Raw genomic sequence first — 13,492 nt, 5'->3', positions numbered from 1 at the left:
CATTTCGCCCTTTCGAGCATGCCTGGAGCCCCTCATGCGCGTCCTCCGCTCCTCCGCCGTCGCCGTCGTCGCGGCGGCCACGGCTCTGACCGCCGTGTCCGGCTGCGCCGAGAAGTCCGACACCAAGGGCGCGGACACGGTCCGGGTCAAGGCGACGGACGACAAGTGCGAGGTCTCCACGACCTCCTTCCCGGCCGGCCACGTCAAGATAGCCGTGGAGAACAAGGGCTCGAAGGTCACCGAGGTCTACGTCTACGCCCCCGGCGACCGCATCGTCACCGAGCGGGAGAACATCGGCCCCGGCACCAAGGCGGAGATCACCGCGACGATCAAGGCCGGTGCGTACGAAATCGCCTGCAAGCCCGGAATGAAGGGCGACGGCATTCGCCAGAAGATCACCGTCAAGGGTGAGGGCGCGGCGCCGAAGAGCGATCCGGAACTGGACAAGGCGGTCGCCGAATACCGCAAGTACGTCCAGGCGCAGGCCGACGAGACGATTCCCGCTGCCGAGAAGTTCGCCGAGGCCGTGAAGAAGGGCGACCTCGACGAGGCGAAGAAGCTCTACGCCCCGTCCCGCGTCGGCTGGGAGCGCACCGAGCCGGTCGCGGAGTCCTTCGGTGACATCGACCCGAAGGTCGACGTCCGCGAGGACGGCCTGGAGAAGGACCAGAAGTGGACCGGCTGGCACAAGCTGGAGAAGTCGCTCTGGGACGAGAAGAAGATCGACGAGGACGACAAGAAGCTGGCCGACCAGCTGATGACGGACCTGAAGGACTGGCAGAAGCGCGTCGGCACCGCCGAGATCACCCCGACCAGCATGGCCAACGGCGCCAAGGAGCTGCTCGACGAGGTGGCCACCGGCAAGGTCACCGGTGAGGAGGAGCGCTACAGCCACACCGACCTCGTCGACTTCCAGGCCAACGTCGAGGGCGCCGAGAAGTCGTACGAGCTGCTGAAGCCGGTCGCCTCGAAGAACGACGCGGCGCTCGCCAAGGAGCTGGACAAGCAGTTCGCCGAGCTGCGGAAGCTGCTCGGGGACTACCGCGAGGGCGACGGCTTCAAGGCGTACGACTCCGTCGGCAAGGACGACCGGAAGAAGCTCTCGGACGCGGTCAACGCCCTGGCGGAGCCGCTGTCCAAGCTCGCCGGCGCAGTGGTGAAGTAGGCATCCCCATGACGGACCCGACCACGGACCCCACGGACCCCACGGACCCGGCAGCGGACGCGAGCACGGCGGAGACCGGGCGCGGCGAGGCCGCCCCGGCGCCCGCGGGCCCCTCGCGCCGCTCGCTGCTCGGCTGGGGCGGCGCCGGGCTCGCGCTCGGCGCGACCGCCGCCGGGGGCACCGCCGCCGCGCTGCGCACCGGCGGCGACGCCCGCCCGGCCGCGCTGTCCGGCGACGCCGTGCCCTTCCACGGCACCCACCAGGCCGGCATCGCCACGGCCGTCCAGGACCGGCTGCACTTCGCGGCCTTCGACGTGACCACCACCGACCGCGACGCGCTGGTCAAGGTGCTCCGGGAGTGGACGGCCGCCGCCGCGCGGATGACCGCGGGCCACGAGGTCGGCGAGGGCGCGACGGGCGGCCTGGACGAACTCCCGCCGGACGACACCGGCGAGGCGCTCGGCCTCAAGCCGTCCCGCCTGACGCTGACCTTCGGCGTCGGCCCCGGCCTGTTCGAGAAGGACGGCAAGGACCGCTTCGGGCTCCGGGACCGCCGGCCCAAGGCCCTGGTCGACCTGCCGGCCTTCCCCGGCGACAACCTCGACGCCGCCCGCAGCGGCGGCGACCTGTGCGTCCAGGCGTGCGCGGACGACCCGCAGGTCGCGGTGCACGCGATCCGCAACCTCGCCCGCATCGGCATGGGAAAGGTCGCCATCCGCTGGTCGCAGCTGGGCTTCGGCAAGACGTCCTCGACGACCCCGGACGCGCAGACCCCGCGCAACATGATGGGCTTCAAGGACGGCACCCGGAACGTCTCGGGCACCGACACCGCCGCCCTCGACAAGCACGTGTGGGTGGGCGAGAAGGACGGCCCCGCCTGGATGACCGGCGGCTCGTACGTCGTCGCGCGCCGCATCCGGATGCACATCGAGACCTGGGACCGCACCTCGCTCAAGGAGCAGGAGGACATCTTCGGCCGGGACAAGGCCGAGGGCGCCCCCGTGGGCAGGACGCGCGAGCGCGACGAGCCCAGCCTCAAGGCGATGCTGCCGGACGCCCACGTACGCCTCGCCCACCCCGACAGCAACAACGGGGCGACGATCCTGCGCCGCGGCTACTCCTTCACGGACGGCACCGACGGCCTCGGCCGGCTGGACGCCGGCCTGTTCTTCCTCGCCTACCAGCGGGACGTCCGGGACGCGTTCATCCCGCTCCAGTCGAGGCTCGCGCGCACCGACGCGCTCAACGAATACATCCAGCACGTGGGCTCGGCGGTCTTCGCCGTCCCGCCGGGCGTCCGTGACGGGGACGACTGGTGGGGCAAGGCACTGTTCGCCTGACCGACGGTCTTTCTACGGAAGGGGAAGCCGCGTGTTCGGCAACTACCTGATCGGCCTGCGCGAGGGCCTGGAGGCCAGTCTGGTCGTCTGCATCCTCGTCGCCTACCTGGTGAAGACCGGGCGCCGGGACGCGCTGGCGCCCGTCTGGCTCGGCATCGGCGCGGCCGTGCTGCTGAGCATGGCCTTCGGCGCGCTGCTCCAGTTCGGCTCGCGGAGCATGACGTTCGAGGCGCAGGAACTGCTCGGCGGCTCGCTGTCGATCGTCGCGGTGGCCCTGGTGACCTGGATGGTCTTCTGGATGCGGAGGACCGCGCGGCACCTGAAGCGGGAGCTGCACGGCAAGCTCGACGCGGCCCTGGCGATGGGCACCACCGCGCTGGTCGTCACCGCCTTCCTGGCCGTGGGCCGCGAGGGCCTGGAGACCGCGCTGTTCGTCTGGACCGCCGTGGAGGCCACCGACGACGGCGTACGTCCGCTCGTCGGCGCGGTCCTCGGCCTGCTCACCGCCGTGGTGCTGGGCTGGCTCTTCTACCGGGGCGCGCTGCGTATCAACCTCGCCAGGTTCTTCACCTGGACCGGCGGGATGCTGGTCGTGGTGGCGGCGGGCGTGCTCGCGTACGGCTTCCACGACCTCCAGGAGGCGGAGTTCCTGCCGGGCCTGCACGACCGGGCCTTCGACGTCAGCGAGCAGATCCCGGCCGACAGCTGGTACGGCACCCTGCTGAAGGGCGTCTTCAACTTCCAGCCGGACCCGACCTGGGTCCAGGTGGCGGTCTGGGCGCTGTATCTGGTACCCACCCTGCTGCTGTTCCTCGCCCCCGGTAAGGTGACGGCGAACCGAGCCGCCACCGAGGAGTCGAAGCCCCATGAGACGCCGGCCGCCACGTCGCACGCTGATCACCACGGCGGCGCTGACGGCACTGCTGGCGCCGGTGACCGGGTGCGTGACGGTGCACGGCGAGCGGGAGATCCTGCCGGCGGTGGACAAGGCTGAGGCGCCGGAGATCCTCAAGCGCTTCACGGACGGCTACAACGAGGCGTACCGCGAGCTCGACCCGAAGGTCATCGACCGGGTCGAGAGCGGGCCCCTCGCCGAGATCGGCCACGCGGACATGAGGACGCAGGGCGCCCTCACCCCGGGCGGCAACCCCCGCTATCCGTCGCTGGTCCTGGACGACGCGCGCTTCACCGTCCCCAAGCAGGCCGGCTGGCCGAAGTTCTTCCTCGCCGACACCCGCAGCAACCGCGACCGCAACCGCTGGCTCGTGGTGTTCCTGCGCGAGGGGCCGAAGGACCCGTGGCGGGCCGGCTATCTGTCGATCGTCGGCCCCGACAGGGTGCCGGAGTTCGCGACCGACGGGGACGGATACGCCGAGGCGGTGCCCGTCGCCGAGGGCCGGGACACCGGGCTGGCCAAGGATCCCGGGACGGTCAGCCGCGCGTACACCGACTTCCTGCGGACCGGCGAGGGCGGCGCCTTCGCGCCGGGGCCGCGGACCAGCGGGGTGCGGGAGGAGCGGGACAAGCTCCGGCGGACCCCGACCTTCTGGACGGAGTTCATCGACGTCCCCGAGCGGGCCCCCGACTTCCCCACGCCGGCGCTGCGCACGGAGGACGGCGGCGCGCTGGTGTTCTTCACGGCCCACCACCGGGAGCGGCGGACGATGGCCAAGGGGCTGCGGCCCGCGGTCACCGACCCGCGGACGCGGACGCTGGTGACCGGCGAGCTGAAGACGTCGGTGACCTACACCCGGGTCTCGGAGTCGGCGGTACGGGTCCCGCCTGCGCCGGGCGGTGGGACGACGGGGGCGAAGTCGGGCGGGAAGCCGGACGGGAAGGCCGGCGGGGGCGCTTCGAAGAACGACCCGAAGAACGACGGGAAGATCGTCTTCCTGAACCGCATCGAGAGCGTGACCGCGGTCAAGGGCGATTGACGTCCTCGGATCAGCGCCCGATCGGCCAGGCGGCGGATTCGTGGTGGTCCGGGCGCTCGCCCGCGTACTGCGCGCAGGCGTCGGTGAGGGTCTCCAGCAGCGTCAGCGGGTCGGGCAGCGGCCGCTCGGCGCCCTGGCCCTGGAGCCAGGCCACGCCCGCGCCGTCCGGCACCCGCGAGGGCGGCAGCAGCACATAGCTGCCCCGGCAGTGCCAGCGCAGGCCGGGGTGCTCGTCCATGGTCTCGGGGTGGCAGTCCAGCTCGCACGGCCACCACTCGTCCTCGTCGTCCGGGGTGCCGCGGGTGGCGGTGAAGAACAGCATGCGGTCGGGGGCGACCGTGGCCACGGGGCCGACGTCGACACCGGCCGCGGTCAGCCGGGCCAGGGCCTGCCGCCCGGCTTCCAGGGGGACGTCGAGGACGTCGTGGGCGATCCCGGTGGCGGTGACGAAATTGGCCTCCGGCTGCGCGCGCAGCCACTTGGTGACCTTCTCGGCGTCCGTGGTCGCGAGGGTCTGCCAGGCGAAGGAGACGGGGTGCCGACCGGGGGTCGGACAGCCGATCCGCTCACAGGAACAGCCGTACCCGGACGGGTGGGCGGCCGGGGCCAGCGGGAAGCCCGCCGCCGCCGCGGCCAGGAGCAGTTCTTCGCGGGCGGCCTCCGATGCCGCGTCCGCGCCCGTATCGCCGCCCGCTCCGCTCCTGGGACGGCGCAGCCACTGGGAGAACCTGCTCTTGCGTTCCATCTATCCCCTCACTTCGACCGCGGTCTCCGGTCAATGCTGCCACCATCCTGCGCCTGGTGTGACCGTCGGACGTATCCGGAGGGTGTGAGACGGACCGCTCGCGCGCGTCCGGGAGGGGTGTCCGGCGTCCTTCCCGCGCCGGTTCCGGTACCGGTCTCAGCGGGGGGACAGACCGCGGAGCGCCAGCTCGGCGACGGTGTCGGCGTACTCGTGGGTGAGCGGCAGGGTGCGGGTGTGCCAGCGGTGGAAGAGCGGGCCGACCAGCAGTTCGATGGCGATCCGCACATCGATGTCCGCGGCGATCTGCCCGGCCTCCTGGGCCGACCGCAGCCGGCGCACATACGCCTGGAGCTGGGGTTCCAGGATCCGCTCGGTGAGCTGCCGGCCCAGCTCGGGGTCGTTCTGCGTCTCGGCGGACAGGGCGCGGGTGGGGGCCTCCAGCTTGGGGTTCCGGAGCTCGTCCACGGTGCCGCGCAGGACGGTCTTGAGGTCGGCCTCGATGTCGCCGGTGTCCGGCAGCTCGACCGTGAGCGGGTCCAGGCCCTCGGGCATGCACGCCTCGAAGAGGACCGCGGCCTTGGAGGGCCACCAGCGGTAGATGGTCTGCTTGCCCACGCCGGCGCGGGCGGCGATGGCCTCGATGGTGAGCTTCGAGAAGCCGACCTCGCCGACGATCTCCAGGGCCGCGTCGAGGATCGCGCGGCGGGAGCGCTCGTTGCGGCGGGTGGCGTCGGGGGCCTTGGCGGCGGGCGTCTTGTTGACCATAACGGCATCCTAGCGAGAAGAAGGCGAGACGTATCGTCTTGACAAGACGATACGTCTCGTTCAATCTTGAGGGCAGAGCGAGACAGCGCGTCTCGCCTGACAGAGAGGGGCACCCCATGAGCAGGGGCAGCGCGGGAAACATGCTCGGAGTCGGCGGCACCCGGAGCAACCTCTCCCGGAGCGCGCTCCGGGGCGCCGGCCGCGGCGGGCGCGCGGGAGGCGGCACGGACGCGAACGCCCAGAAGCGCGAGCTGCTGCGGAAGTTGCGGGAAGGGCGGGACGGAACGGCCGGAGCGTGAGTGGGCCACGGGTAAACCACCCGTACGGTTCATGCGCCAAAGGCCGTGGAGCGAGGACGATTTGGGCACGTGCGACACCCCGCACGTGCCCAACGTCACCGTGAGGAGCACTCCTTGCGTATCGCCCCACGTGCCGAAGCCGCTTCGCGGCGAACGACCACCCCCCGGCGCGAAGCCGCCCCGCGGCGCTATCTGATGTGCCCGCCGGCCCATTTCAAGGTCACCTACTCGATCAACCCGTGGATGGACCCGGCCAAACCGGTCGACCTGCCGCTCGCCCTCGCCCAGTGGGAGGACCTGCGCGACCGCTACCGCTCCCTCGGCCACACCGTCGAGGAGCTGACCCCCCGGCCCGACCTGCCCGACATGGTCTTCGCCGCCAACGGCGCCACCGTCGTGGACGGCCGGGTGCTCGGCGCCCGCTTCGCCCATCCCGAGCGAGCCGCCGAGGCCGCCGTGCACGCGGAGTGGTTCCGCTCCCACGGCTACGCCGACGTCCTCGAACCCGAGCACATCAACGAGGGCGAGGGCGACTTCGCCGTCACCACCTCCTGGCTGCTCGCCGGCCGCGGCTTCCGCAGCAGCCCGCTGTCGCACCCCGAGGCCCAGGAGTTCTTCGGCCGCCCGGTCATCGGCCTCGACCTGGTCGACCCGCGCTACTACCACCTGGACACGGCGCTGTCCGTGCTCGACGGCGACGAGGTCATGTACTACCCGGGGGCGTTCTCGGCGGGCAGCCGGGCCGTCCTCGCGCACCTCTTCCCGGACGCCCTGATCGCGACGGAGGAGGACGCCGCCGCGCTCGGGCTCAACGCCGTGTGCGACGGCCGCCACGTGCTGCTTCCGCAGGCGGCCGTGGGCCTCTTCGCCCCCTTGCGGGAGCGGGGCTTCGAGCCGATCGGGCTGGACCTCGGCGAGCTGCTCAAGGGCGGCGGCAGCGTGAAGTGCTGTACGCAGGAGCTGCGCTGACGAGCGGTCGGGCGGGGGCGCGGAGCGCCAGGACCACTCGCCTCCGAGGAACGCCGGGGTCGCGAGCCCCCCGGCCGCCCCGGGAGGCCCGGCCCGTGCGGAACCCCTTCGGGGCGTAGGCCCCGGCGGCCGTGCCGGCCGCCCCGGGACACTCACTCCTCAGGCGGCCACGTGTCGCCCCAGTCGGTGTCCCGGGCGATCTTGTAGAGCGCGCCGTGCCGCTTGGTCACGGTCTCGCGGGTGAGCCCGTCCTCCGGGGTGCACAGCTCCAGCAGGACCTGGCCCTTGCGGATCTGCGGCTTGCGGACGACGCGGGCGGGCGCGGCCGGCACCGGCAGGTCGCGCACCGCCGCCACGTAGCTGAACTTCTCGTCCTCGTACGGCAGCGAGCCGCCCTTGACCTGGCGGTGCAGCGAGGAGCGGCTCACCCGGGCCGAGAAGTGGCACCAATCGGTGCCGGGCTCGATCGGGCAGGCCGCGCTGTGCGGGCAGGGCGCGACGACCCGGAAGCCGGCCGCGATCAGCCGGTCGCGCGCCTCGATGATCCGCAGATAGCCGTCCGGGGTGCCCGGCTCGATGACGACCACGGCGCGGGCGGCGCGGGCCGCCTCGTCGGTGACCGACCGGCGGGCGTCCTCGGTGAGCTCGCCCAGCACGTAGGAGACGGTGACGAGATCGGTGCCGGCCGGCAGGACGAGGCCGGGGCCGATGGCCTGGCGCCGCCACTCCGCGGTGCGCAGCGCCTCGGATCCGGCGCCGCGGGCCAGCTCCGCGCCGAGGGCGAGGGCGGGCTCCGCCCAGTCCAGGACGGTGGTGCGGTGCCGCCCCTCGGCCCACGCGGCGGCGACCGCCCAGGTCGCGGCGCCCGTGCCGCCGCCGATGTCCACGTGCGAGACGGGCTCCCAGTCCGGCAGCCCGTCCCGGAACGCCTCCAGCGCGGACCGGACGGCCTCGAAGGTGGCGGGCATCCGGTAGGCGGCGTAGGCGAGGACGTCGGAGCGGTCGCGCAGCACCGGCGTGTGCGTGGGGGTGCGCCCCCGGTAGTTGGCGATCAGCCGTTCGACGGCCTGCGCGGCCTGCCGGGGCGGCAGGCCGTCGAGGAGCTCGGCGAGGACGGCGCGGGGGTTCTCGCCGGTGGAGTGGGGATGGGGGGCGTGCATTCGCACGAGTCTATGCGGCCCCGCCGCGGGCGGCCGCTGCGCGCGGCCGCCCGGGGCCGGTCCCTGCACGGACCCGGCGGGTCCCGTGGCCCGGTTTCCTGGCTTGGTCTCCTGGCTTGGTCTCCTGGCCGGCGGCGCCCGTCCCCGAGGAGGATCGGATCGGGAAAGGGACCGGGGGCGCCTGACCGCCGATCCGTCCGCCACGGCTACGGCCACGGCCACGGCCGGGAGACGGTTACCGCTGGGAAGCGGCTACGGCTGGGAAGCGGTCCCGGCCGGGAGACGGTCCCGGCCAGGAGACGGCTACGGCCGGGAGACGGTCCCGGCCGGGGCGGACTCCTCGTCCGCCCGCTGCCACGGTCGGCACAGCCCGACGAAGCAGCCCACCGCCGCCAGCGCGCACACCAACTGCACCACGGCCATCGGCACGGCCGTGTGCTCGCCCGCGATGCCGACGAGCGGGGAGGCCACCGCGCCCAGCAGGAACGTGGACGTGCCGAGCAGCGCGGACGCGGAGCCCGCGGCGTCGCGGGAGCGCATCAGGGCCTGGGCGTTGGTGTTGGGCATCGCGAGGCCCATCGCGGACATCAGGACGAACAGCCCGGCGGCGATCGGGGCCAGCCCGGCCTCGCCGAAGACGCCGGAGGCCATCAGCAGCAGGGCGACGGAGGCCAGGGTGATCACGGCGAGGCCCACGGCGAGGGCCTTGTCGAGGCTGACGCGGCCGATCAGCAGCTTGCCGTTGATCTGGCCGACGAGGACGAGGCCGACGGAGTTGACGCCGAAGAGCAGGCTGAAGGTCTGCGGGGAGGCGCCGTAGATGTCCTGGACGACGAAGGGCGAGGCGGAGATGTAGGCGAAGAGCGCGGCGAAGGCGAAGCCGCCCGCGAGCATGTAGCCGGTGAAGACGCGGTCGGAGAGGAGCGAGCCCATCGTGCGCAGGGCCTCGCCGAGGCCGCCGGCGTGCCGCCGCCCGGGCGGCAGGGTCTCGTCGAGGCGGCGCCAGACGACGAGGGTGAGAAGCACCCCGATGACGGTGAGGACGACGAAGACGCCGCGCCAGTCGGTGACGCGCATCACCTGGCCGCCGATGAGGGGGGCGACGACGGGCGCGACGCCGGAGACGAGCATCAGGGTGGAGAAGAAGCGGGCCATGGCGACACCGTCGTAGAGGTCGCGGACCATGGCGCGAGCGATGACGATGCCGGCGGCGCCGGCCAGTCCCTGGACGAGGCGGAAGCCGATCAGGAGCCCGGCGGTGGGCGCGAGGGCGCAGACCGCGGTGGCGATGACGTAGATCACCATGCCGGTGAGCAGGGGACGGCGGCGTCCCCACTTGTCGCTCATGGGGCCGACGACGAGCTGACCGAGCGCCATGCCCAGGAGGCAGGCGGTGAGGGTGAGCTGGACGGTCGCGGCGGGGCTGTGCAGGGCGTCGGTGACCTCCGGCAGGGCCGGGAGGTACATGTCCATGGACAGCGGCGGCAGGGCGGTGAGGCCGCCGAGGACGAGCGTGACGAGGAGGCTCGTACGGCGGGCGGCGGCGGTCGGGGCGGCGGGGGCCGGGGCGTCCTGGGCGGTGGGGGCGCCCGGGGCGCGGGCGCCGGACGGCCCGGAGCCGGGTATTCGAGGGTCGGTGGATTCCTTCTGATCTTGCTGGGGCTCGGCCGTGCCGGGGCCGATGCCGGGGTCCGTCATGGGTCGCTCTCCACAGTTGTTGTCGGATCAACCATGGTGTCATGACCGTCAACGGCCCCCGGCCCTTACGCGTACGGCTCCGGGCCGTGGATCACGCGGGCTTGAGCCCCGGGTCGCCCGCCTCGGAGACGAACGAGGCGGCGGTGCTCACGGGGGCGCCGGGCCTGGTGACGCCGGTGAGGGTGCGGAAGTCGGCGCGGACCCGCTCCTCGCCGAAGGAGACGACCACATAGCCGCGGCGGCCGTCGTAGTACTTCATGTGCGGGTTGGCGGCCATCATGGAGGACCAGTCCTCCGGCCGTTCCTCGCCGTCGAAGCCGCTGGAGACGGAGGTCCCGACGAACTCCACACCGAGGGTGCGGGACGCCGGGTCGTCGAAGTCCTTCTTGATGTCGAGGGCGTAGTGGACGTGGTCGTCGCCGGTGAGGACGACGAGGTTCTGGATGCCCGCCTGCTCGACGCCCGACAGGACGCGCTGCCGGGAGGCGGGGTAGCCGTCCCAGGCGTCCATGGAGAGCTTGGAGCGGGCGGCGGTGGTCTCCTTGCGCCGGGCGAAGCAGACCTGCTGGGGTATGACGTTCCACAGCGCGGAGGAGGACCGGAAGCCGTCCAGGAGCCAGCGCTCCTGCTCGGCGCCGGTGAGCGTGCGGGCGGGGTTCTCGGACTCGGGTCCGGGGTACTTCCAGCCGTCGCCGTAGGCCTGGTCGGACCGGTACTGCCGGGTGTCGAGGATGTCGAACTGGGCCAGCTGCCCGTACTGGAACCGGCGGTGGAGCCGCATGGCGGGACCGTCGGGGCGCTGCGCCCGGCGGAGCGGCATGTTCTCCCAGTAGGCGCGGTAGGCGGCGGCGCGGCGGGCGCGGAAGGTGTCGGCCGGGAGGTTGTCCTGCGAGACGTCGCCCGCGTAGTTGTTCTCGACCTCGTGGTCGTCCCAGGTGACGTACCAGGGGTGGGCGGCGTGCGCGGCCTGGAGGTCGGGGTCGGTCCTGCCGAGGGCGTACCGCTGCCGGTAGTCGTCGAGGCTGACGAGCCAGTGGTCGTAGTAGGCGGGCAGCGGGGTGGTGAGCTTGCGGGCCCCGGCCCGGGCGTCGATGGCGTTCTCGTAGATGTAGTCGCCGACGAAGAAGACGGCGTCGAGGTCCTCGTCCGCGAGGTGGCGCAGCGCGGTGTAGTAGCCCTCGTCGTACTGCTGACACGAGATCAGCCCGAACCGCCCCTCGGCGGGCAGCGCGGCGGGGTCGGGCGCGGTCCGGGTGCGGCCGACGGGGCTGGTCCAGTCGCCGGCGTGGAACCGGTACCAGTAGACGTGGTCGGGGTCGAGGCCGCGCAGGTCGAGGTGGACGGTGTGGTTGTCCTGCGCGGGCGCGGTGACGGTGCCGCTCTGCTCCACCCGCCGGAACGTGTCGTCGGCGGAGAGCTCCCACTGCACGGGCACACCGCTGCCCTGCGCGGGCAGCCCGTTGCCCACTTCGTGCGGGCGGGGGGCGAGCCTGGTCCACAGCACGACGGAGTCCGGCAGCGGGTCGCCGGAGGCCACGCCGAGAGTGAAGGGATTCTCGGTGAGCGTCGGGGGGGTCATCCCATCAATGTGCGCGCGCGAGGGGTTGCTGTGAAGGGGTGAGGCACGGGCGGTTCGGGGCTGGGGCCGGGGCGCCTCTACCGCACGCCCTGTCGCCCGCGCGAAGCGGTCGGCAGGGCCGCTTTCGCCTCGGTAGGCTGGCGCATGTCTTCCGGGGCGTGGAGAACGATGAACGCGTCACGGAGAACCGGACCGTCAGGAGTTCACCGCGTGACTACCGCACCTGCTCCAGAGCCCGCCGAGGAGATCATCCCCCGGCCCGAGATGAATTTCGCGGCCCTACGGGTGGCTCTCGCCCGCGTCGCGCCCGCGCGCATGGCCGAATTCCTCGCAGACCGCGACGTGCTCTTCAACCAGGCGACCGCGGAGCAATCATTCAGCCCGATCCGGGGATTCCTGATCAAGTGGGCCACCGAGATCGAGATCCTGCGCGTCCCCGCTCTGGCCCAGCGAATGAATCATGCGCAACGGGAGATCCACACCCTGGACCGGGACGACCCCGCATGGCGGGCGGCGATGGGCGAAGCCCTGGCCGTTCACAACGAGGCCGAGACAGCAGTGACCGGTGGCTGACGGCTGGCGGTGGGAGTACGACCCGGATGCCGAGCACGTCATCGGTGGCCTCGACGATCTCGCGTTCATCGCCCACGTAGAGACACGCACCGAGGAACTCGTCCGCGCCGCTGCCGCCCTCTACCTCGACGGCGACGCGTATCAGGGGGCGTCCCCGCCTATGCGCCGCGAGGTGGTCAACGGCGGGATGTTCGTCTACCAGACCGTGCCCCGCCACCAGTGCGTCTACGTTCTACAGGTCACGACCCTCTGACCGGAGCAAGGCATCCTTGCAGGTCAGAGGGTGTATGGGGCGGACGAGTCGGCCTGTACGCCGGGTTCTGTCTCCCGAGGGCCTCGCGGCCCTCGGGGAGGCGGCCATCCATCTAGGCCTGCCGTTGCCGACAGGCTCGTGCGGTCTACCCGCGGACTCGGACCGGCAGCCCTCGAACGTCCGCGCAGGCCGTCTTGCGACGGCCCTCTTGACCTTGCTCCGGGTGGGGTTTACCTAGCCGCCTGAGTCACCTCAGGCGCTGGTGGTCTCTTACACCACCGTTTCACCCTTACCGGAAACCTCGCGGCCTCCGGCGGTCTGTTTTCTGTGGCACTGTCCCGCGGGTCACCCCGGGTGGGCGTTACCCACCACCCTGCCTTGTGGAGCCCGGACGTTCCTCGGGAGATCCGAAGATCCCACGCGGCCGCCCGGCCGGCTCGTCCGCCGTGCCGACCATGCTACCTGCCGGGACGGAAAGCACTTGACCTTGCCGCGGCGTAAGGGGTTCTCATGGTGCCCGAGGAGGCCGCCATGACGACCGGAGACTTCGCCGCGTCGGCCCGCGGCGCCGCCCGCCGACCCGAGAGGACACCCCGGCATGACACGCACCCTCCCCTGGCTCAAGGACCTCGGCGCGCACGAGGCGCGCGTATGGCGGGGGCTCGGGCTCTGGGTCGTTCGGCGGCGGGACGGGGTGGGTGGTGGGGTGCGGGGGTTCGGTTACGCGCGCACGGGGCGCGGCTGGACGTGCGGATACCCGCCGGCCTCATCGCCTCCGTCCGCCGTGAGCTCCGCTTCCCCACCGGGAGCGCGCCCGCCGACGGCGTCCTCGACGTGCCGGTCGCCGGGCAGACCTCCTTCACCGTGGAGCTGACCGAACCCCTCACCGTCCGCCGCCTCCTCGCCCGGCCCGTGGACGTACGGACCGTGCACTGCCACGCCGACGACCCGGCGGCGGCCGTGGCCGCCGTCCGAGCCCTGCTGCCCTCGCCGGCCGACGTCTGAACCCCCT

Annotated in this window: 14 protein-coding genes and 1 other RNA gene; 9 read left to right on the top strand and 6 right to left on the bottom strand. The window is 72.5% G+C overall.

Annotated features, from left to right (window positions below; genetic code table 11):
- The first annotated feature begins 34 nt into the window (after nt 1–34).
- From efeO to LUZ64_RS02890, 4 genes are read left to right on the top strand one after another with little or no spacing between them, the layout of a single operon-like run.
- Nucleotides 35–1,165, top strand: a complete 1,131-nt coding sequence (gene efeO, locus LUZ64_RS02905) for an iron uptake system protein EfeO (RefSeq protein WP_095584594.1) — start codon at nt 35–37, stop codon at nt 1,163–1,165.
- Nucleotides 1,166–1,173: 8 nt separating this feature from the next.
- Nucleotides 1,174–2,505 (top strand): iron uptake transporter deferrochelatase/peroxidase subunit, encoded by a 1,332-nt coding sequence (gene efeB, locus LUZ64_RS02900; protein WP_095584593.1) that lies wholly within the window; start codon nt 1,174–1,176, stop codon nt 2,503–2,505.
- Between the two features lie 31 nt (nt 2,506–2,536).
- Nucleotides 2,537–3,499: an iron uptake transporter permease EfeU gene (gene efeU, locus LUZ64_RS02895; RefSeq protein ID WP_095584592.1), complete on the top strand. Its 963-nt coding sequence runs from the start codon at nt 2,537–2,539 to the stop codon at nt 3,497–3,499.
- Entirely contained in the window at nt 3,399–4,439 is a 1,041-nt protein-coding gene (locus LUZ64_RS02890; RefSeq protein WP_248288029.1) for an SCO2278 family lipoprotein, read from the top strand. Before efeU ends, LUZ64_RS02890 begins: the two co-directional genes overlap by 101 nt.
- A gap of 10 nt (nt 4,440–4,449) precedes the next feature.
- Here the strand turns inward: LUZ64_RS02890 and LUZ64_RS02885 are convergent, their stop codons facing one another.
- Together LUZ64_RS02885 and LUZ64_RS02880 are read right to left on the bottom strand one after the other, a co-directional pair.
- Nucleotides 4,450–5,184 (bottom strand): bifunctional DNA primase/polymerase, encoded by a 735-nt coding sequence (locus LUZ64_RS02885; RefSeq protein ID WP_095584590.1) that lies wholly within the window; start codon nt 5,182–5,184, stop codon nt 4,450–4,452.
- Nucleotides 5,185–5,340: 156 nt separating this feature from the next.
- On the bottom strand, nt 5,341–5,949 hold the full coding sequence (locus LUZ64_RS02880; protein WP_095584589.1) for a TetR/AcrR family transcriptional regulator: 609 nt from the start codon (nt 5,947–5,949) through the stop codon (nt 5,341–5,343).
- 116 nt (nt 5,950–6,065) lie between these two features.
- Here LUZ64_RS02880 and LUZ64_RS02875 point away from each other — a divergent pair, with 116 nt between their 5' ends.
- Complete coding sequence (locus tag LUZ64_RS02875) at nt 6,066–6,248, top strand: DUF6243 family protein (RefSeq protein ID WP_095584588.1); 183 nt, start codon at nt 6,066–6,068, stop codon at nt 6,246–6,248.
- Between the two features lie 120 nt (nt 6,249–6,368).
- On the top strand, nt 6,369–7,217 hold the full coding sequence (gene ddaH, locus LUZ64_RS02870; protein WP_338120265.1) for a dimethylargininase: 849 nt from the start codon (nt 6,369–6,371) through the stop codon (nt 7,215–7,217).
- Nucleotides 7,218–7,369: 152 nt separating this feature from the next.
- Here ddaH and LUZ64_RS02865 read toward each other — a convergent pair whose 3' ends face one another.
- The 3 genes from LUZ64_RS02865 to LUZ64_RS02855 all read right to left on the bottom strand — a co-directional run bounded on the left by LUZ64_RS02865 (nt 7,370) and on the right by LUZ64_RS02855 (nt 11,654).
- On the bottom strand, nt 7,370–8,377 hold the full coding sequence (locus tag LUZ64_RS02865; protein ID WP_095584586.1) for a small ribosomal subunit Rsm22 family protein: 1,008 nt from the start codon (nt 8,375–8,377) through the stop codon (nt 7,370–7,372).
- Between the two features lie 303 nt (nt 8,378–8,680).
- A complete protein-coding gene (locus tag LUZ64_RS02860) occupies nt 8,681–10,075 on the bottom strand; it encodes a multidrug effflux MFS transporter (protein WP_232390105.1) in 1,395 nt (464 codons plus the stop codon).
- Nucleotides 10,076–10,166: 91 nt separating this feature from the next.
- Nucleotides 10,167–11,654 carry an alkaline phosphatase D family protein gene (locus LUZ64_RS02855; RefSeq protein ID WP_095584885.1) on the bottom strand — a complete coding sequence of 496 codons (1,488 nt, stop codon included), beginning with the start codon at nt 11,652–11,654 and terminating at the stop codon, nt 10,167–10,169.
- 210 nt (nt 11,655–11,864) lie between these two features.
- Between LUZ64_RS02855 and LUZ64_RS02850 the strand changes: the two genes are divergently transcribed.
- Both LUZ64_RS02850 and LUZ64_RS02845 read left to right on the top strand, forming a co-directional pair.
- On the top strand, nt 11,865–12,227 hold the full coding sequence (locus tag LUZ64_RS02850) for a hypothetical protein (RefSeq protein WP_095584884.1): 363 nt from the start codon (nt 11,865–11,867) through the stop codon (nt 12,225–12,227).
- Nucleotides 12,220–12,480, top strand: a complete 261-nt coding sequence (locus tag LUZ64_RS02845; RefSeq protein ID WP_095584883.1) for a hypothetical protein — start codon at nt 12,220–12,222, stop codon at nt 12,478–12,480. Before LUZ64_RS02850 ends, LUZ64_RS02845 begins: the two co-directional genes overlap by 8 nt.
- A gap of 40 nt (nt 12,481–12,520) precedes the next feature.
- On the opposite strand, the gene rnpB is transcribed toward LUZ64_RS02845, so the two are convergent.
- Nucleotides 12,521–12,920: RNase P RNA component class A (gene rnpB / locus LUZ64_RS02840), an RNA gene on the bottom strand.
- 307 nt (nt 12,921–13,227) lie between these two features.
- On the opposite strand from rnpB, the gene LUZ64_RS02835 reads away from it, so the two are divergent.
- Nucleotides 13,228–13,485, top strand: coding sequence for a hypothetical protein (locus tag LUZ64_RS02835; RefSeq protein WP_232390106.1), 258 nt, complete (start codon nt 13,228–13,230; stop codon nt 13,483–13,485).
- Nucleotides 13,486–13,492 lie beyond the last annotated feature (7 nt).

The sequence above is a fragment of the Streptomyces albireticuli genome (genome assembly GCF_021228125.1).
Classification (GTDB): domain Bacteria; phylum Actinomycetota; class Actinomycetes; order Streptomycetales; family Streptomycetaceae; genus Streptomyces; species Streptomyces albireticuli.
Note: the sequence above shows the minus strand (reverse complement) of the source record. Positions and strands in the feature narration are given on the sequence as shown.